This is a genomic window from Rhodoplanes sp. Z2-YC6860, from assembly GCF_001579845.1.
GTDB lineage: Bacteria > Pseudomonadota > Alphaproteobacteria > Rhizobiales > Xanthobacteraceae > Z2-YC6860.
In genome coordinates, this window is sequence record NZ_CP007440.1 from 3,736,365 (window position 1) to 3,754,415 (window position 18,051).

17 protein-coding genes are annotated in these 18,051 nt (G+C 63.5%); 11 read left to right on the forward strand and 6 right to left on the reverse strand.

Annotated features, from left to right (window positions below):
• Nucleotides 1–13: 13 nt before the first annotated feature.
• The 3 genes from RHPLAN_RS17160 to RHPLAN_RS17165 all read right to left on the reverse strand — a co-directional run bounded on the left by RHPLAN_RS17160 (nucleotide 14) and on the right by RHPLAN_RS17165 (nucleotide 2,658).
• On the reverse strand, nucleotides 14–940 hold the full coding sequence (locus RHPLAN_RS17160; protein WP_198165005.1) for a phosphatase PAP2 family protein: 927 nt from the start codon (nucleotides 938–940) through the stop codon (nucleotides 14–16).
• Between the two features lie 87 nt (nucleotides 941–1,027).
• On the reverse strand, nucleotides 1,028–1,330 hold the full coding sequence (locus RHPLAN_RS39435) for a Flp family type IVb pilin (RefSeq protein ID WP_442971820.1): 303 nt from the start codon (nucleotides 1,328–1,330) through the stop codon (nucleotides 1,028–1,030).
• Nucleotides 1,331–2,055: 725 nt separating this feature from the next.
• On the reverse strand, nucleotides 2,056–2,658 hold the full coding sequence (locus RHPLAN_RS17165) for an LOG family protein (protein WP_068020173.1): 603 nt from the start codon (nucleotides 2,656–2,658) through the stop codon (nucleotides 2,056–2,058).
• A gap of 237 nt (nucleotides 2,659–2,895) precedes the next feature.
• Here RHPLAN_RS17165 and RHPLAN_RS17170 point away from each other — a divergent pair, with 237 nt between their 5' ends.
• The 6 genes from RHPLAN_RS17170 to RHPLAN_RS17195 all read left to right on the forward strand — a co-directional run bounded on the left by RHPLAN_RS17170 (nucleotide 2,896) and on the right by RHPLAN_RS17195 (nucleotide 8,355).
• Nucleotides 2,896–4,809, forward strand: a complete 1,914-nt coding sequence (locus RHPLAN_RS17170) for an ABCB family ABC transporter ATP-binding protein/permease (protein ID WP_068031384.1) — start codon at nucleotides 2,896–2,898, stop codon at nucleotides 4,807–4,809.
• 190 nt (nucleotides 4,810–4,999) lie between these two features.
• Nucleotides 5,000–5,350 (forward strand): endonuclease domain-containing protein, encoded by a 351-nt coding sequence (locus tag RHPLAN_RS17175; protein ID WP_068020175.1) that lies wholly within the window; start codon nucleotides 5,000–5,002, stop codon nucleotides 5,348–5,350.
• A gap of 3 nt (nucleotides 5,351–5,353) precedes the next feature.
• Nucleotides 5,354–6,052, forward strand: a complete 699-nt coding sequence (locus tag RHPLAN_RS17180; RefSeq protein WP_068020177.1) for a phosphatidylserine decarboxylase — start codon at nucleotides 5,354–5,356, stop codon at nucleotides 6,050–6,052.
• A 79-nt stretch (nucleotides 6,053–6,131) separates the two neighbouring features.
• On the forward strand, nucleotides 6,132–6,980 hold the full coding sequence (gene pssA / locus RHPLAN_RS17185; protein ID WP_237180167.1) for a CDP-diacylglycerol--serine O-phosphatidyltransferase: 849 nt from the start codon (nucleotides 6,132–6,134) through the stop codon (nucleotides 6,978–6,980).
• A gap of 43 nt (nucleotides 6,981–7,023) precedes the next feature.
• Nucleotides 7,024–7,623, forward strand: a complete 600-nt coding sequence (locus RHPLAN_RS17190) for an urease accessory protein UreE (RefSeq protein ID WP_068020182.1) — start codon at nucleotides 7,024–7,026, stop codon at nucleotides 7,621–7,623.
• Nucleotides 7,624–7,632: 9 nt separating this feature from the next.
• Nucleotides 7,633–8,355: an SDR family oxidoreductase gene (locus RHPLAN_RS17195; protein ID WP_068020184.1), complete on the forward strand. Its 723-nt coding sequence runs from the start codon at nucleotides 7,633–7,635 to the stop codon at nucleotides 8,353–8,355.
• Nucleotides 8,356–8,359: 4 nt separating this feature from the next.
• Here the strand turns inward: RHPLAN_RS17195 and RHPLAN_RS17200 are convergent, their stop codons facing one another.
• The 3 genes from RHPLAN_RS17200 to RHPLAN_RS17210 form a co-directional block, all read right to left on the reverse strand.
• Entirely contained in the window at nucleotides 8,360–9,007 is a 648-nt protein-coding gene (locus RHPLAN_RS17200) for a glutathione S-transferase family protein (protein WP_068020186.1), read from the reverse strand.
• A gap of 87 nt (nucleotides 9,008–9,094) precedes the next feature.
• Nucleotides 9,095–9,508 carry an AprI/Inh family metalloprotease inhibitor gene (locus tag RHPLAN_RS17205; protein WP_068020188.1) on the reverse strand — a complete coding sequence of 138 codons (414 nt, stop codon included), beginning with the start codon at nucleotides 9,506–9,508 and terminating at the stop codon, nucleotides 9,095–9,097.
• Between the two features lie 9 nt (nucleotides 9,509–9,517).
• A complete protein-coding gene (locus RHPLAN_RS17210) occupies nucleotides 9,518–11,014 on the reverse strand; it encodes a CoA-acylating methylmalonate-semialdehyde dehydrogenase (RefSeq protein WP_068020190.1) in 1,497 nt (498 codons plus the stop codon).
• A gap of 252 nt (nucleotides 11,015–11,266) precedes the next feature.
• Here RHPLAN_RS17210 and RHPLAN_RS17215 point away from each other — a divergent pair, with 252 nt between their 5' ends.
• The 5 genes from RHPLAN_RS17215 (at nucleotide 11,267) to RHPLAN_RS17235 (ending at nucleotide 17,964) form a co-directional block, all read left to right on the forward strand.
• Nucleotides 11,267–12,058 carry a motility protein A gene (locus tag RHPLAN_RS17215; protein ID WP_068020191.1) on the forward strand — a complete coding sequence of 264 codons (792 nt, stop codon included), beginning with the start codon at nucleotides 11,267–11,269 and terminating at the stop codon, nucleotides 12,056–12,058.
• A gap of 35 nt (nucleotides 12,059–12,093) precedes the next feature.
• Nucleotides 12,094–12,930, forward strand: a complete 837-nt coding sequence (locus RHPLAN_RS17220; RefSeq protein ID WP_068020193.1) for an OmpA/MotB family protein — start codon at nucleotides 12,094–12,096, stop codon at nucleotides 12,928–12,930.
• A gap of 120 nt (nucleotides 12,931–13,050) precedes the next feature.
• A complete protein-coding gene (locus RHPLAN_RS17225; RefSeq protein ID WP_068020196.1) occupies nucleotides 13,051–14,961 on the forward strand; it encodes a potassium transporter Kup in 1,911 nt (636 codons plus the stop codon).
• 167 nt (nucleotides 14,962–15,128) lie between these two features.
• Nucleotides 15,129–15,827, forward strand: coding sequence for an outer membrane protein (locus RHPLAN_RS17230; RefSeq protein ID WP_068020197.1), 699 nt, complete (start codon nucleotides 15,129–15,131; stop codon nucleotides 15,825–15,827).
• Between the two features lie 223 nt (nucleotides 15,828–16,050).
• Nucleotides 16,051–17,964 (forward strand): potassium transporter Kup, encoded by a 1,914-nt coding sequence (locus RHPLAN_RS17235; RefSeq protein ID WP_068020199.1) that lies wholly within the window; start codon nucleotides 16,051–16,053, stop codon nucleotides 17,962–17,964.
• Nucleotides 17,965–18,051 lie beyond the last annotated feature (87 nt).

The following is an 18,051-nucleotide window of genomic DNA, read 5'->3' on the forward strand; positions in this document are numbered from 1 at the left end:
TGAAGAGCGCTCGTTACGACGTGGCTGGCGCCGCCACGGGTTCTTCAAATCTGGCGGCGGCGACGTGGCGGCTTATTTCCTTTGCAATGACAATCGCAACGGCTGCAACAGCGAGCCCCGCTACCACGTCAATAAAATAGTGTCCCCCGGTTATCGGTGTGGCCGCGAGCATTGCCAGGTTTGCAATGATGGCAACAGGGCGGAACCAGGGAGAGCCCCATAAGGCCCATCCGTAGAGCAATGCCGAGGCCGCATGAAAGCTCGGAAATGTAATGATGCCGGACAGGAGATCCAGATCAAGAGCTCTCAGTGAGCCGTTACGAACGAGCGGCAGATCGCGCAGTTGTCCGAGATAAGCAATCGGGTTGAGGTTTTGGAAGTCCGTTACGGAAACACCAAGCTGCTGATAGACGCCGATTGCAGGAATCATCGTCGAGATGATGGTTGTCACGATCAGCGCTATCAAGAAGGCGAGCGTATACACTTGCAGGCGTCGGAATTTTCCTGACGCTGCGAGGGCCACCGGAATAATGAAAAGCGGCCACCTGATCATCATGTATCCAAAATCGAGCCAGGTGGCGAGCAACGGACGCTCGTTCACAAAGGTGACATAGCCGAGCCAGTCCAATCCCAGAAACTGATCGATGGCCAACAGCTTTGCGTCGGCCATCGGAAAGTTTGCGGCCGCTGCAACGTAGGTGAAGGGCGCCATCAGCAGCGTAATGAGAACGATCTGCGCGGTGTTGCCGAGCACGAATACGACCTGTGGGTCGCGCCGCTTCACTGCGAAAGCGTTAAAAAAAGAGAAGCCGCCGTAAACCGCGACGAAGCCGCCGCCAATGATTGCAGCGCGAGGCGCGACGGAGAAACCGGTCAGCAGGAGGGCTGCGCCAAAAGCGGCGGCTACGGCGCCGAGCGCAATCCAATTGACGACGAACAAGCGCCAAGCTGCGGCCGTTTCACCCGTCCCCATTGAGCGACCTTTTCTTTCTCTAACGTCGAAGAAGTAAGTTGGACGACGCCCGTATCATTCCATTGATCGGGTACGACACGACGGATTTCCCAACCGAAAGCACCCCGTGGGGCACATTTTGAAACTGCTCGAATACTTCGCGTGGATGGATCTGGCCGCCGGGTTTGTTCGACATTGTCGTTGAGGGCAGTGCTCGGTTTGCCGCCGAGACCGGGACACGACATCAATGATCGCAACCGAAATTCCCGCAGCGATCAGGCCGTATTCGAGAGCCGTTGCCCCGATGGATGGCCGAGTAGGCGCTTTGAAATTTTCGACATGCATCGCCCCTTTTTGATGTCGGGTATTTCCCGGCATTTGCGCGCAAATAATTGCGCGCTGGGATGTTGTACAACTGGCGATATACCGGCCGGTTAAGTGTTGAGGTAAAATTATTATGAAAGCGAGACTGGCTGTCTGACGCAGTCTCTCTACGCGGAACTCTCATGCGACCGAACGCGATCGGCATTCGCCAATCGATCAGCAAGGCGGCAGCGCCTTTAGCTCGCTTTCGCGTTTCCAAATCGTTCGAGACAGTGCAAACGCGATTCCTGTTTGCATTTTCGCGATTCAGATGTAGACGCGAATTTGCCTCGTTCGTTGAGGGCGTCGACTAGGGACGTCTATTTGGCGGAGCGGGGTGTGGCGCCTGCAGGCGTGGCTCGTGACCACGTCCCAGGGTGCGAGGTCATTGTCCGTCCCCGATGAGGGGGCCGCCTTCAGTGGCAGGGCGCGATCGGGTGAAAGCGGGCGCAAATGCCCCCTGGAGCATGGTGGGTGAAAGCCCAGCCGGTCCGATCGAATCTCGAACGGTGGCCTCGCAATAAATCGCCACAAGTGGAGCGCCGGGAGGCGAGCGGACCTGATCGCAAAGGTCCGCGGGCGCCCTCGCAAAGCGCCCAGATATCTGCGCCGTCTCGGCGCTCCGCTCCCTCACTCTGTGAGGGCAAAGGAAAAGAGAGGCGCTGGCCCCGCGCCTGATCTGAAGGGGCCGATGAATCACGCCTGCATGGATGCCGAAAGTGACTGTTCGCACGACCGCACTACATCCGACCGGCGACGTCGGAGGCCATGGCCGTCTGCGGCTCGGGAATCCTCGCCGCGGCCTCTTGCAGCATCGGCAGCATGTCCTCGATCCGGTCGGCGACCAGGTAGTCGACCAGCAATCCCGGCCGGATGAAGTTCAGCTCTTCCATATGGGCCAGCAGCGCCCGCAGCGGCTCCCAGAAACCTTTGATATTGGCGAGCATCACCGGCTTCCGGTGCCGGCCGAGCTGGACCCAGGTCATCTGCTCGACCACCTCTTCCAGCGTGCCGACGCCGCCCGGCAACGCGACGAATGCGTCGGCATGCTCGAACATCTGCTGCTTGCGGTCGTGCATGTTGCGGGTGCGAATGATTTCGCCGCGATGCATCTGGTGCTCACGGTTGGCGAGGAAGTCCGGGATGATGCCGGTGACATGGCCGCCATTGTCGAGCACCGCATTGGCGATCTCGCCCATCAGGCCGATCGAGCCGCCGCCATAAACCAGGCCAATCTCGTTTTCGGCCATGATCTTCCCGAACTGACGGGCAGCCAGAACGAAATCGGGATCGCGGCCAGGGCCGGAGCCGCAATAGACGCAGACTTTTCGGATTTCACTCATGTCGAATTTCACTCATGGGCCCTCGATATCGGACAGGGTCGCGATTCGTCTCTGTGAATATAGTCGCCGCGGCGGCCGGGACGAGGGTACGCCAATGCGGGAAAATGTCCTGCCGTCGCTGTTTTACGCAGCAGAATCCACTATATGAGGGGCCTGTAGATGCAAGGATTTGGCGGTGCATTCCCGCGCCGCCCCGACCGGGCCCCCATGAGCGACCACGTGCGACCCGCGCATACCATGAAGCGCGACGTTTCCGCTGACGGCGGCGCCTTGTTCCGCACTTTGGTGCGGCTGTGGCCCTTTATCTGGCCGCGGGAGCGGGCGGACCTGCAACGGCGGGTGATCTGGGCAACGGTGCTGTTGTTCGGCGCCAAGCTCGCCACCATCGCGGTTCCGTTCACCTTCAAATGGGCGGTCGATGCGCTGAGCGGGCAGGGCAGCGCGCCCGTCGCGGCCGATTCCTGGCTCGCCTGGGCGCTGGCCGCCCCGATCGTGATGACACTGGCATACGGCGGAATACGGGTGCTGATGGCATTGCTGACGCAACTGCGCGACGGTGTGTTCGCCAAGGTGGCGATGCACGCGGTGCGGCGGCTCGCGATCCTGACCTTCGAGCACATGCACGAGCTGTCGCTGCGCTTTCATCTCGAGCGCAAGACCGGCGGGCTCACGCGGGTGCTGGAGCGCGGCCGCAACGGCATCGAGACCATCTCGCGCATGGTCATCCTGCAGCTCTTGCCGACCATCGTCGAGGTGGCGCTGATCGCGGGCGTTCTGCTCTATCAGTTCGACTGGCGCTATGTGCTGGCGATCGTGATCACGGTCGCGCTCTACATGTGGTTCACTTACGTCGCGACCGAGTGGCGTATCTCGATCCGCCGCCGCATGAACGACAGCGACAGCGATGCCAACACCAAGGCGATCGACTCGCTGCTCAACTACGAGACGGTGAAATATTTCTCTGCCGAGGAGCGCGAGACCAAGCGCTACGACCGCTCGATGGAGCGCTACGAAGCCGCGAGCGTGAACTCCTACACCTCGCTTGCGGTGCTCAATGCCGGCCAAGCCGCGATCTTCACCGTCGGTCTCGCGGCGACCATGGTGCTGTGCGCCTACGGCATCCGGAACGGCAGCAACACGGTCGGCGACTTCGTCATGATCAACGCCATGATGATCCAGCTCTATCAGCCGCTGAACTTCATGGGCATGGTCTATCGCGAGATCAAGCAGGCGACGATCGACATCGAGACCATGTTCAACATCCTGAACAAGCCGGCCGAGATCGTCGATCGTCCGGGCGCGCAGCCGATCCAGGTGAACGCCGGCAGCATCCGCTTCGAGAACGTCAGTTTCGCCTATGAAGAGGCGCGGCCGATCCTGAAGGGCGTGAGCTTCGAAGTGCCGGCCGGCAAGACGGTCGCCGTGGTCGGTCCGTCCGGCGCCGGCAAATCGACGATTTCGCGGCTGCTTTATCGCTTCTACGACGTGTCGTCCGGCCGCATCCTGATCGACGGCCAGGACATTCGCGACGTAACGCAGAGGTCGCTGCGCGCCAGCATCGGCATGGTTCCGCAGGACACCGTGCTGTTCAACGACACCATTCGCTACAACATCCGTTACGGCCGCTGGGATGCGACTGACGGTGAGGTCGAGCAGGCGGCAAGGCTCGCCCAGATCGACGGCTTCATCCGCATGTCGCCGCACGGCTACGAGACCGAGGTGGGTGAGCGCGGGCTCAAACTCTCCGGCGGTGAGAAGCAGCGCGTGGCGATCGCCCGCACCATCCTGAAGGCGCCGCCGATCCTGCTGCTGGACGAGGCCACGTCGGCGCTCGACAGTCACACCGAAAAGGAAATCCAGGACGCGCTCGAGAAGGTGTCGAAGAACCGCACCACCCTGGTGATCGCGCACCGGCTCTCCACCATCGTGGGCGCCGATGAGATTTTGGTGCTCGACAAGGGCCGCATCGTCGAGCGCGGCACGCATCACGAGTTGCTGCGCCAGGGCGGGCTTTACGCCAGCATGTGGAACCGGCAGCGTGAGGCCGAAGCCGCGCGCGAGATGCTGGCGCATGCCGCGGACGACACCACCGCGCCGAACAGGAATCCGCCGCTGCCTGACGATCTCGCGCCGGCGGCAGCAGCGGAATGATGCTGGGGCGTCGTGTAGTCCATCGGTCTGGTCCCCTCGCCCCGCAAAGCGGGGAGAGGGTCCCGAGCGAAGGCGAGGGGGGAGAGGGGCGCTGCAACAGAAGAGCCCTCTCCCGGCTCGCCTTCGCTCGCCACCCTCTCCCGCAAGCGGGAGAGGGGACAAGAACCGCACGGTCTATCAAAACTGCAAAATGAGTTTGAAGCACGCCAAAACTCTGCGGAGTAACATGACCGATGCCGAGCAGCGGTTATGGTACCGGCTGCGTGGGCATCGGTTCGATGCCATCAAGTTCAAGCGGCAGGTGCCGATTGGGCCATATATCGTCGACTTCGCGTGTATCAGCCGAAAGCTCATCCTGGAAATCGATGGCGGACAACATGCGGAAAGCAAAGCAGATGAGGTCCGCGACCAATGGCTCCGAACACAAGGTTTCCATGTGCTGAGATTCTGGAATAACGATGTACTCAAACAGACGGATTCTGTTCTAGAAGTGATCATGGAAATTTTGAACGGCCATCAGCCAAGCTCTTCGAGCCTCTGACCCATGTCCATCGTCAACTCCATCCGCTCGCAGCTTTCGCCGATCCATCCGCAGGGCTATCCGTTCGTCGGCGGCTTCGCGGTCGCGTCGCTGATCCTGTTTCTGATCTGGACGCCGCTCGGCTGGCTCGGCACGCTCGCCACTGCCTGGTGCGCTTACTTCTTCCGCGATCCCGTCCGGGTGACGCCATTGCGCGAAGGTCTCGTCGTCGCGCCGGCCGACGGCCGCGTCAGCCGGGTGATCAACGCCGTGCCGCCGCCGGAGATGGGGCTGGGCGACCGGCCGTTGCCGCGGATTTCGATCTTCATGAGCGTGTTCGACTGCCATGTGAACCGCAGCCCGATCGCGGGCCGGATCGACCGGATGGTCTATCGCGCCGGCAAGTTCCTCAACGCAGACCTCGACAAGGCGAGCGAGGACAACGAGCGCAATGCCTTCGTCATCACTGGCACCCGCTCGCGCATCGGAGTGGTGCAGATCGCGGGGCTGATTGCCCGCCGCATCGTGCCGTTCGTGCAGGAAGGGCAGTCCATCGCGGCGGGAGACCGGATCGGCATGATCCGTTTCGGCTCGCGGGTCGATGTCTATCTGCCGGAGGGCGGCCGGGCGCTGGTTGCCGAGGGCCAGCTCTCCTATGCCGGTGAAACCGTGCTGGCCGATCTCGCGGTGGCGGATCCGGGCCGCACCTATCGGGTTGGTTAACGCTGCCGTCGCCGGCGTGGCGACGCGGCGTGTAACGGGTTATATTGCGACCATGTTCACACCCTTCGAACGCGAGCGAATGGAAGCCCGGCGCCAGCGGTTCCGCCGTATTCCGGTGCGCCTGCTGCTGCCGAACATGATCACGCTGCTCGCGCTCTGCGCGGGCCTGACCGCCATCCGGCTGGCCTTTGAGCAGAAGCTCGAATGGGCGCTCGCCGCGATCGTGTTCGCGGCGGCGCTGGACGGCATCGACGGCCGCGTCGCGCGCATGGTCAAAGGCCAGTCGAAGTTCGGTGCCGAACTCGACAGCCTCGCCGATTTCGTCAATTTCGGCTGCGCGCCGGGTCTGATCCTGTACCTCTGGGGCCTGCACGATCTCGGCAATGTCGGCTGGATCGTCGCGATGGTGTTCGCGATCTGCGGTGCTCTGCGCCTCGCGCGCTTCAACGTGATGATCGATGATCCGAACAAGCCGCTCTGGGCCGGCAACTTCTTCACCGGCATCCCGGCGCCGGCCGGCGCACTGGTGGTGATGCTGCCGATCTACGTCGATCTCGTCGGCGGCCCCAAGGTGGGGTCGACGCCGGCGCTGGTCTATACGCTCGCGATCGGCCTGCTGATGGTGTCGAAGCTTCCGGTGCTCTCCGGCAAGCGCGTCGGCAAGCGGGTCGATCCGGATGTCGTGCTGCCGGTGTTCGTCGCGGTGGTGCTGTTCTTCGCGCTGCTGATCGCCTATCCGTGGTGGGTGTTGAGCATCGGTACGGTGGTTTATTTGGCGAGCCTGCCGTTCGGCTGGCACACCTACCGCGAATATCAGCGCCACGATGCGGAGGCCGCAGCCGCGCAAGTGGCACACGTCGATGCGTCCGCCGCGCCGCCGCTCCAGCCACCCGACGAACACGGCGAGCGTCCGGCGCGGCTCAATTGAGCCGCCTTGCGCCCGTTTTCCGCTTATCCAAACAGGACCTCTCATGCCCCGCGCCACCCGCGTCGTCACCGCAGCCGAGCGCAAGGACGCGCCTGTCCTCGACACGCTGATCCTGCCGCACGCCCAGCGCCAGGCGCAAAAGGGCTTTCTGTTCGGCGCCAAAGGCACCTGCGTCGAACTCGATTTCGCCGAGCCGGTGCGGCTTCGCACCGATGACGCGCTGGTGCTCGACAACGGCGGTCTGGTCGAAGTGGTGGCCGAGCCCGAGCCGCTGGTCGAGGTGCGTGCCGCCGATCTGCCTTCGCTGGCGCGGCTGGCCTGGCATCTCGGCGACCGGCACGTGCCGGTTCAGATCTTCGAGCGCAAGCTCAGGCTGAAGCGCGATCCGGCCATCGAAGAGCTGCTCGCGGCCCTCGGCGCCAAGGCGATGGCGATCGAAGCGCCGTTCGAGCCGGAGGGCGGCGCCTACGAGGCTGCTGCCGGCGGGCATCACCACGACCACGATCATGGTCACGATCACCACCATCATGACCACGCGCACGGCCATGGGCATCATGACCACGGTCATGTCCACGACGAACACTGTCAGCATCACGATCACGACCATCATCACGGCCATTCGCACGATCACAAGCACGGCTGAGGCGGGCGGATGGCGCGGCTCAAGGACAAGATCGTCCTGATCACCGGTGCGTCCGGTGCGATCGGCAACGCGGTCGCGGAAGCCGTCAAGGCCGCCGGCGGTGTTGCGGTCACCAGCGATCTGGCCGGGCAAGGCGCAGCTCACGCGCTCGACGTCGCATCCGAGATGGACTGGCTGCAGCTGATCGCCAATCTCGGCCGCGCCTACGGACGGCTCGACGGCCTCGTCAACGCGGCGGGCATCGCCGCATTGGGCAACATCGAGGAGACCGACTTCGCGACGTGGCGCAAGATCATGTCGGTCAATCTCGACGGCACCTTTCTCGGCTGCAAGCACGGCCTGTCGCTGTTGAAGGTGCAGGGCGGCGCGATCGTCAATCTCTCATCGATCGCGGGCCTGATCGGCGGACACAACTTCGCGGCCTACAACGCTTCCAAAGGCGGCGTGCGGCTGCTCACCAAGTCGGTGGCGCTGCATGGCGCGCGGCTCAATCCGCAGGTGCGCTGCAATTCGGTCCACCCGGCGTTCCTGGAAGGGCCGATGGTCGACGCCATGCTGGAGAGCACGAATTATCCCGATGCGGCGCGCGCCCGCATCACCCGTGACATCCCGCTCGGCCGCCTCGGCACGCCCGCGGAGGTCGCGGACATGTGCGTTTATCTGCTCTCCGACGAAGCGCGCTTCGTCACCGGCGCCGAGTTCGTCATCGACGGCGGCATGACGGCGCGGTGAGCCCCTATGCGAGCTGCGGCGGATAGCCCGGCATGAGCTCGTAGGGATGCTTCCAGCCGGGCAACGCCTTGATGCGCTCAAGCCAGGCGCCGATGTTCTTGTGCGTGCCGGAAATGTCGAAGCCGAATTCGTCGGCCGGATAGTAGAGATAGGCGCAGAGCGACAGGTCGGCGATGGTCGGACGCTCGCCCAGGACGAAGCTTCGCCCAGCGAGCCGCTTGTCGAGGATCGCGAGGTTGCCGTCGATGCGGGCCTTCAGAAACGCCATCACGGCGGGATCGCCCGCCGGCCGCGCAAAGTTCTTCAGAAAGCGGTAGGGACCGAGGAAGCCGTTGAGCTTCTGGTTGTCGAAGATGATCCAGCGCAGCGCTTCGAGGCGCTCGTCTTCGGTGTTCGGCTTGAACTTGCCGGTGAGGTCGGAGAGATAAGTCAGGATCACGCCGGACTGGGTGAGCTTCCTGTCGCCGTGGCAAAGCACCGGCACTTCGCCCATTTCGTTGACTTCGCTGCGGTACTTCGGCGTGCGCGTCTCGCCGCCCTTGAAGAAGTCGACATAGACCGGCTTCCAGTCAGCGCCGATCAGGTTGAGCATCAGCGCGGCGCGATAGGCGTTGCCGGATTGGGCGAAACAATAAAGCTGGTATTCAGGCATGGTCGTTCCCCGTGGCGAGCCGTCAGCAGACCACGGCTGTGGCGGCCGGCAAAATAGATTTTAGGAATGGATTGGCGCTCGCACCGATCAGTGCGACAGCGCCACCGACTCGCCGGAGGCGGCCTTGCCGTCGAACCGGCCGCCTTCGCCCGCGAGCAGCGCAAGGGTCTGTCCGTTGTGATCGCGCATGGTGAGGCCGTTCTGGTCGTAGGTCCATTTCCGGCTCATGTAGAACTTGCCGGGGCAGCCGCCTTCCGGCGCGATCGTGCCCTCGGCAGCAGAGGCGTTGGCCGCGCCGAACGTCATGTTACACTGGCCGCGGCCGGGCGAACTGAACAGCCAGCGTCCCGCGATCGGCACGGGCGGGGCCGAAGGCTGGGAGAACGAGTTCGAGCTTGTTCCGGAATTCCCGCCAGCACCGAGACCATCGGTGTTGCAGGCGGCGAGCGACAGCGCCGCCAGCAGGATCGATGCACGGAATGCGAAGCGGAGGTGCTGCATGCGTTTTTCTTACTTCATCGTTGGGATGACGAACTCGGCGCCTTCCTTGGTGCCCGAAGGCCAGCGTGCCGTCACCGTCTTGGTCTTGGTGTAGAAGCGGATCGAGTCCGGCCCGTGCTGATTGAGGTCGCCGAAGCCCGAGCGCTTCCAGCCACCGAAGGTGTAGTACGACAGCGGCACCGGAATGGCGAAGTTGACGCCGACCATGCCGACCTGCACGCGGCTCGCAAAGTCACGCGCGGTGTCGCCGTCGCGGGTGAAGATCGCGACGCCGTTGCCGTATTCGCTTTCGGACGGCAGCCGGACCGCCTCCTCATAGTCGTGGGCGCGCACCACGGAGAGCACCGGGCCGAAGATCTCTTCCTTGTAGATGCGCATGTTCGGCTTCACGTCGTCGAACAGGCAGCCGCCCATGAAGTTGCCGTTCTCGTAACCCTGGAGCTTGAAGTTCCGGCCGTCGACCAGAAGCTTGGCGCCTTCCTTGACGCCGATGTCGACGTACTCCTTCACCTTGTTGAGGTGCGCCTTGGTGACGAGCGGGCCATAGTCGGCATTGGGATCGGTCGATGGCCCGACCTTGAGGCTCTCGACGCGCGGCACGAGCTTCTTCAGGAGCGCGTCGGCGGTCTTCTGTCCGACCGGAACCGCGACCGAGACGGCCATGCAGCGTTCGCCGGCCGAGCCGTAGCCTGCGCCGATCAGCGCGTCGACCGCCTGATCCATGTCGGCGTCCGGCATCACGATCATGTGGTTCTTGGCGCCGCCGAAGCACTGCACGCGCTTTCCATGAGCGCAACCGGTGGCATAGATGTATTCAGCGATTGACGACGAACCGACGAAGCCGATCGCCTGGATGTGCGGATCGGTGAGCAGCGCGTCGACCGCCTCCTTGTCGCCGTTGACGACATTGAGGATGCCCGGCGGAAGACCTGCCTTGAGAAACAGCTCGGCAATCCGCATCGGCACGGACGGATCGCGCTCCGACGGCTTGAGGATGAATGCGTTGCCGCAGGCGATCGCCGGCGCACACTTCCAGAGCGGGATCATGGCCGGAAAGTTGAACGGCGTGATGCCGGCGACGACGCCGAGCGGCTGGCGCATCGAATAGAGATCGATGCCCGGTCCGGCGTTGTCGGAGAACTCGCCCTTCATCAGGTTGGGAATGCCGCAGGCGAATTCCACCACCTCGAGGCCGCGCTGGATGTCGCCCTTGGCGTCGACGAAGGTCTTGCCGTGCTCGGAAGAGAGCAGGCGGGCTAGGTCGTCATACTCGGCCTGGACCAGCTCCAGAAACTTGAACATCACCCGCGCCCGCCGCTGCGGATTGGTGGCGGCCCAGCCCGGCTGGGCGGCGGCGGCATTGGCGATGGCCTGCTGAACCTCGGATTTGCTTGCGAATGCGACCTTGGCCTGGACCTCGCCGGTGTTCGGGTTGAACACGTCGCCGGTCCGGCCCGATCCGCCCTTAACCTCTTTGCCGCCGATGAAGTGGCCGATATCGCGCATTGGTCTTCCTCCTGTCCCTTGATCCGGGACGTCCGTTGGCCCGGTTCTTGACGCCGCCGGGCGGTAAATCTCCGTTAACCCGTGGAATAGCGCATGCCCCCGCGTCCGGGAAGCCTGATGGCTGGCAAGGCTGCCTTGGCGGTGCGGCGCAGTGGTGACGGTCTATTAGCCTTTACAGGTCTTTAAGAGCGCCCGGCGTAAGGTCGCACCGCGCGGTGCCGCCGCTTTCTGCCCGCGCATTTGGAGTGCTTCATGGATCTGTCCACCGGCCTCGGGCTTGGATTCGGCGCCACCGTTCTCGTCACGCTGATTCTGATGGGCGGCGAACTCGGCATGTTCGTCGACCTGCACGCCTTCATCGTCATCTTCGGCGGCTCGACCGCGGCGACTTTGATCCGTTTCCCGCTGAACTCGCTGTTCCACGGCATTCCGTACGGCATGAAGTTCGCGTTCACGATGCGCCGTTGGACCGCCCACGAGCTGGTCGACGAGATCGCCAACCTCGCCGACGTGGCCCGTAAGCAAGGGCCGATCGGCCTGGAAAAGGTCGAGATCGAGGACACCTTCCTGGCCAAGGGGATGCGCTATATCGCGGACGGCTACGACGCCACCTTCATCCGCGACAATCTCGAGCGCGACATGGACAACTTCTGCGCTCATCTCGATGAGGGTCAGAAAATCTACCGCGCGATCGGCGATTGCGCCCCGGCCTTCGGCATGGTCGGCACACTGATCGGCATGGTGCAGATGTTCGCCAACATGACCGATCCGTCGAAGCTCGGTCCGTATATGGCGGTGGCGCTGCTCGCAACATTCTACGGCGCTGCGCTCGCCAACCTGTTCTGTCTGCCGATCGCCGACAAGCTGCAGCTCAAGCTGCACGATGAGCAGATGAACCGCTCGCTGATCATCGACGGTGTGCTGATGATCCGCGACAACAAGAGCCCCACGCTGGTCCGTGAGATGCTCCTGGCCTACCTCCCGGAGAAGCACCGTCATCTTGGCGAAGAAGAGGAAGCCGAGGCGGCTGCGGCGGCGGCCTGATCCGGGCACTCGGTCGGAGTTGCGTGGCGTAAGTCATGGCCAGAAAGAAAAAGGGCGGTGGCGGACACGGCGGCGGCGGTCACGGCTGGTTCGTGACCTTCGCCGATCTGATGGGCCTGCTCGTGGCGTTCTTCGTCATGCTGGTCGCGTTCTCCAACACCGACCAGAAGAAGCTGCAGATCGTCGCGGGTTCGATGCGCGAGGCCTTCGGCACGCAGAGTGCGATTCGCTATACGGGCATCGTCGAGCTCGACGGCCTTCCGACTCGCGCCAGGTTGAAAAACGTCGACAACATCAAGCCCGAGGACTCGTCGGCGACGCCAAGCCCGGATGAGAAGAGCCGCAACAAAAAGTTCGGCGCAAGGCTCGATAACGAAGGCAACTTCGCGCTCGCCTCGGCGTCGTTGCGTCAGGCCATGCAGGACTTGCCGGAGGTCGCCGAGGTCTCCAAGCACATCATGATCGAGGAGACCAAGCAGGGTCTCAACATCGAGATCGTCGATCAGAACGGCGCCTCGATGTTCCCCGAGGGTTCCAAGGAGCCGTTCGAGCGCACGCGGCGTGTGGTGCAGCGGCTCGCGGTCGGCCTGAAGGCGTTGCCCTATCGGTTGTCGATCGCCGGCCACACCGCGGCAACGCGCTTGCCGGGCCGCCCGGGCTACGGGCCGTGGGAGTTGTCGGCCGACCGCGCCAACGCGATTCGCAAGATTCTGGAGGAGGAGGGGGTGCCGACCGCGAACTTCTACATGGTCGCCGGCCGCGCCGACACCCAGCCGTTATTCCCGGACGATCCGTTCGTTGCCGCCAATCGACGGGTGACGATTACCCTGATGCAAGAGGCTCCGCCCTTGCCAACCTCCCTTAATCCTTGATTTGGTTGAATTAATTTTATCTGCAGCAACCAGTCGGCCCCGGTGTTGTTTTCTTATGGGGGGTGTATAAACCGCCGCCTCAATTGACGTTGCGATGCAACCCGTGCCTCTCCCGGTTCCATGACGGATCTCGCCGCCGAAGCCAGCCGCCCTGCGCAGGAGCCGGCCGCCCATTCAGCCGGCAGCTTCTGGGCGCTCACGCTCGGCAGCGTCGGCGTCGTCTATGGCGATATCGGCACGAGCCCGCTCTATGCGTTTCGCGTCGCGGTCGGCCATGCCGCCGCCTCCGGCCCTGTGACTCGCGAGACGGTGCTCGGCGTTCTGTCGATGATCTTGTGGGCGCTGGTGGTCGTCGTCACGGTCAAATACGTCCTGGTGCTGTTGCGCTCCGATAACAACGGCGAGGGCGGCACCTTGTCGTTGACAGCGCTCGCCACCCGCGGCTTCGGGCATCGCACCATGGTGGTGATGCTGCTTGGCATTGTCGGCGCGGCAATGTTCCTCGGCGACTCGGTGATTACGCCGGCGATTTCGGTGCTCTCCGCTGTCGAAGGCCTGTCGCTCGCGACGCCAGCCTTCCAGCACTATGTGCAGCCGGTCACCGTCGTGATCCTGATCGCCTTGTTCGCGGTGCAACGGCGCGGCACCGCGCGGGTCGCGGCATTCTTCGGGCCGATCATGGCGATCTGGTTCGTCTGTATCGCCGTCGCCGGCGCCACGCATATCCTCGACGACCCTCACGTCTTTGCCGCGATCAACCCGCTCTACGCCATCAGCTTTCTGTCGATGCACGGCCATATCGGGCTGATCACGCTTGGCGCCGTGTTCCTGGCCGTCACCGGCGGCGAGGCGTTGTACGCAGATCTCGGCCACTTCGGGCGCAAGCCCATCCAGGTCGCCTGGCTCGGTTTCGTGCTGCCGGCGCTGTTGATCAACTATTTCGGCCAGGGCGCGCTCTTGCTGGCGCATCCCGAGGCCATCGAAAATCCGTTCTACCGGCTGGTGCCGGATTCGCTGCTGCTGCCGTTCGTGGTGCTCGCAACGGCCGCGACCGTCATCGCGAGCCAGGCCGTCATCACCGGCGCCTATTCGCTGGTGCGGCAGGCGATCCAGCTCGGCCTGTTGCCGCGACTCGCCATCGTGCACACGTCGGCGGAATATTCCGGCCAGATTTATCTGCCGCGCGTGAACACCGCGCTGCTGGCCGGCGTGCTGCTTCTGGTTGGGCTGTTCCGCACCTCCGATGCGCTGGCTTCGGCCTATGGCATCGCGGTCGCCACCACCATGGTGGTCGACGGCGTGCTCGGTTTTCTGGTGATCTGGCGGTTGTGGCATTGGCCGGCCTGGCAGGCGGCATTGCTGATGGTGCCGCTGGTCATCGTCGACGCGACGTTCTTCTCAGCCAATCTCTTGAAGCTTCTGGAAGGCGCCTGGGTGCCGCTGCTGTTCGGCATCGGCATGGTGATGACGATTCTGACCTGGCGCCGCGGCACGCGCATCCTTCAGCAGAAAACCCGTAAGACCGAAGTGCCGCTCGACGCGCTGCTGTCGTCGCTGGAAAGAAAGCCGCCGCACATCGTGCCGGGCACCGCGGTGTTCCTCACCAGCGACCCGGATTTCGCGCCGACGGCGCTCCTGCACAATCTCAAGCACAACAAGGTGCTGCACGAGCACAACGTGATCCTCACCATCGTCACCGCGGATACGCCGCGAGCGGCTGAGGAGGAGCGGGTGACGATCACGCCGGTGGCGAAGAACTTCAGCCGAGTCGCGCTGAAATTCGGCTACATGGAGACGCCGAACGTGCCCAAGGCGCTGGCCATCGCCAGGAAGCAAGGCTGGCAATTCGACATCATGTCGACCTCGTTCTTCCTGTCGCGCCGCGCGCTCAAGCCGTCGGCCCATTCCGGCATGCCGACCTGGCAGGACCGGCTGTTCATCGGGCTGGCTAAAAGCGCATCAGACGCCACTGACTTCTTTCAAATTCCGACCGGGCGCGTGGTTGAAGTGGGAACTCAGGTCACAGTCTAGGTATCGGGGTAAGTGCGCGGGACCTGACTTAACCCCATGATCTTGCTGTAAATGTTGTGCGAAAAGCACACCCGCCGCGGTATTTCTCCGGGCATGTATTCTGACGTAGCCCCTAAATCCTAGTTGCCGTAGACAGATTACAACTTAGGCACCCAGGAGAGGGCACAATGAAGTTCACGTACAAGCTGGCGGCTGCTGCGGCGTTTCTCGGTATGGCAGCGTTGCCGGCAGGCGCGGCCGATCTACCGCAGCGTCCGGTCTACAAGGCGCCGGTCGTGGCGCCGCAGTTCAATTGGACCGGGTTCTATCTCGGCGTGTACGGCGGCTATGCGTTCGGCACCGGCGACACCGATGGCTTCGATGGCGGAATGGCCGGTGGCACCATCGGCTACAACTGGCAGGCGCTCGGCTCCCCGTGGGTGTTCGGCCTCGAGGCTGACGGCGGCTGGACCAACTACGGCGACTCCATCTCGGTGATCTCCGGTGGAGCGGTTGCAACCCTGTCGTCCGAAGCCAAGGCAATGGCTACGTTCCGTGCACGCGTTGGTTACGCGTGGGATCGCACGATGCTCTACGCGACGGGCGGCGGCGCCTGGATGCGCAATGAGCTGTCGGCATCGGTTGCGGCACCGGGCATCGCAGTGGGCATTTCCGACACCCAGGACCACTTTGGCTACGCGGTCGGCGCGGGCATCGAGCATTCCTTCCTGCCGAACTGGTCTGCCAAGGTTGAATATCTGTATCTCGGCCTGGGCTCTGAGAATTACTTCGGCGGACTCGTTCGGTCCGGCGACCTCAATGCGCACACGATCAAGTTCGGCCTGAACTACCGCTTCGGTGGCGGTTACGTCGGCGGCCCGTACTAATCGTCTGAATATAAGCGAATGCGAAGCCCCGCTCTTGAGCGGGGCTTTTGCTTTTGCGACAGGTGTGACGTCGGCTCGCTACGACACGCGAACTCTGCCGCACGGCGGGATTAAGTCGCGTCGGTTCCCACCCGCTGGGCAGACGGGGTAGCAAGCCTGTATAAACGTGCATTCCGCCTCGTTGTGACGCGGCAATGCTTTCCAGTTTGTCGGGCGACTGTCCATGACCTCCGCTGACGGGCCGCTTGCAGGCGATGCTCACAATGTCGACGGCAAGAGCCCCAACAGCTTCTGGCTGCTGACGGTCGGCAGCATCGGGGTCGTTTACGGCGATATCGGCACGAGCCCGCTCTATGCGTTGCGCGAGGCCGTGGTGGCTGCGGTTGGCTCAGAAGGCCTTGCCGGACGCGAATCGGTGCTCGGCGTGGTGTCGCTGATCCTTTGGGCGCTGATCGTCACGGTCACGCTCAAATATGTCGTGATCCTGCTGCGCGCCGACAACAAGGGCGAGGGCGGGACCTTGGCGCTCATGGCGCTGGCGCAGCATGCCCTGGGCAAGAGGACCGCGGCGCTCATCCTGCTCGGGATCATCAGCGGAGCGCTGTTCTACGGCGATGCCGTCATCACGCCGGCGCTCTCGGTGCTGTCCGCGGTCGAAGGTCTCAAGATCGCGATGCCGCACTTCGATCCCTACATCGTGCCGGCCACGGTCGTCATTCTGATCGTGCTGTTCTCGGTGCAGTCGCGCGGCACAGCCAGCGTCGCGGCTTTCTTCGGCCCGGTCATGATGATCTGGTTTGCGGCGATAGCCGTGGGCGGGCTGTGGCATGTGATTCAGGACCCCGGCGTGCTGGCGGCGTTCAACCCGGCCTATGGCATCCGCTTCGTCGCAAACCACGGCGTTATCGGCCTCTTTACGCTCGGCGCGGTGTTCCTCGCCGTGACCGGCGCCGAGGCGCTCTATGCGGACCTCGGCCATTTCGGCCGCCCGCCCATTCAGTTCGCCTGGGCAGCGATCGTGTTGCCATCGCTCGCGCTCAATTATCTGGGACAGGGCGCGCTGGTGCTGTCGAACCCAAAGGCGATCGAGAACCCGTTCTTCCTGCTCTATCCCGAGTGGCTGCTGCTGCCGATGGTGGGCTTGGCCACGGCCGCCACCGTCATCGCGAGCCAGGCTGTGATCACCGGCGCCTATTCGCTGAGCCAGCAGGCCATCCAGCTCGGCCTTTTGCCCCGTCTCGAGGTGCGCCACACATCGGAAACCCAGGTCGGCCAGATTTACATGCCGCGGGTCAATGCGCTGCTGCTGGTCGGCGTGCTGCTGCTGGTGGCGCTGTTCCGCTCGTCGAGCGCGCTGGCATCGGCCTACGGCATCGCCGTCACCGGCACCATGGTGGTGACCGGGCTGATGGCCATGGTGGTGATCTTCAAGGACTGGCGCTGGCCGCTCTGGGCCGCGGTCGCGCTGATGGCCCCGTTCCTCTTGATCGACCTGACGTTCCTGGGCGCGAACCTGCTCAAGGTCGCCGAAGGCGGCTGGATGCCGCTCGTGCTCGGCGGCCTGGTGATGACCGTGATGTACACCTGGCGGCGCGGCAGCCGTCTTCTGTTCGAGAAGACGCGCAAGAGCGAGGTGCCGCTCGATCCGCTGGTCGCGAGCCTGGAGCGCAAGCCGCCGACGCGCGTGCCGGGCACGGCGGTGTTCTTCACCAGCGATCCGACCTGTGCGCCGACCGCGCTGATGCACAGCCTCAAGCACTACAAGGTGCTGCACGAGAAGAACGTCATCCTCACCATCGAGACCGCGCCGGTGCCGCGCATCGACCCTTCCGATCGGGTCCATATCGAGCCGATTGGCGAGACCTTCCAGCGGGTCAAGCTTCGCTTCGGCTTCATGGAGCAGCCGAACGTGCCGAAGGCGCTCGGCATCGCGAGAAAGCTCGGCTGGCAGTTCGACATCATGTCCACCTCGTTTTTCCTGTCGCGGCGGTCGCTCCGGATGGCGGCGAAATCGGGCATGCCGCGCTGGCAGGACCGCCTGTTTATCGGACTCGCCCGCAGCGCCAACGACGCCACCAACTATTTTCAGATTCCGACCGAGCGCGTGGTCGAGGTCGGCACGCAGGTCGCGATCTAGGCCGCAACTTGACGGCTGTTTATGGGGCGAGCACGCCCGTATAAGATCGCCGTCATGTCGCTGAAGCCTTTGTGCCGAATGGGAGAT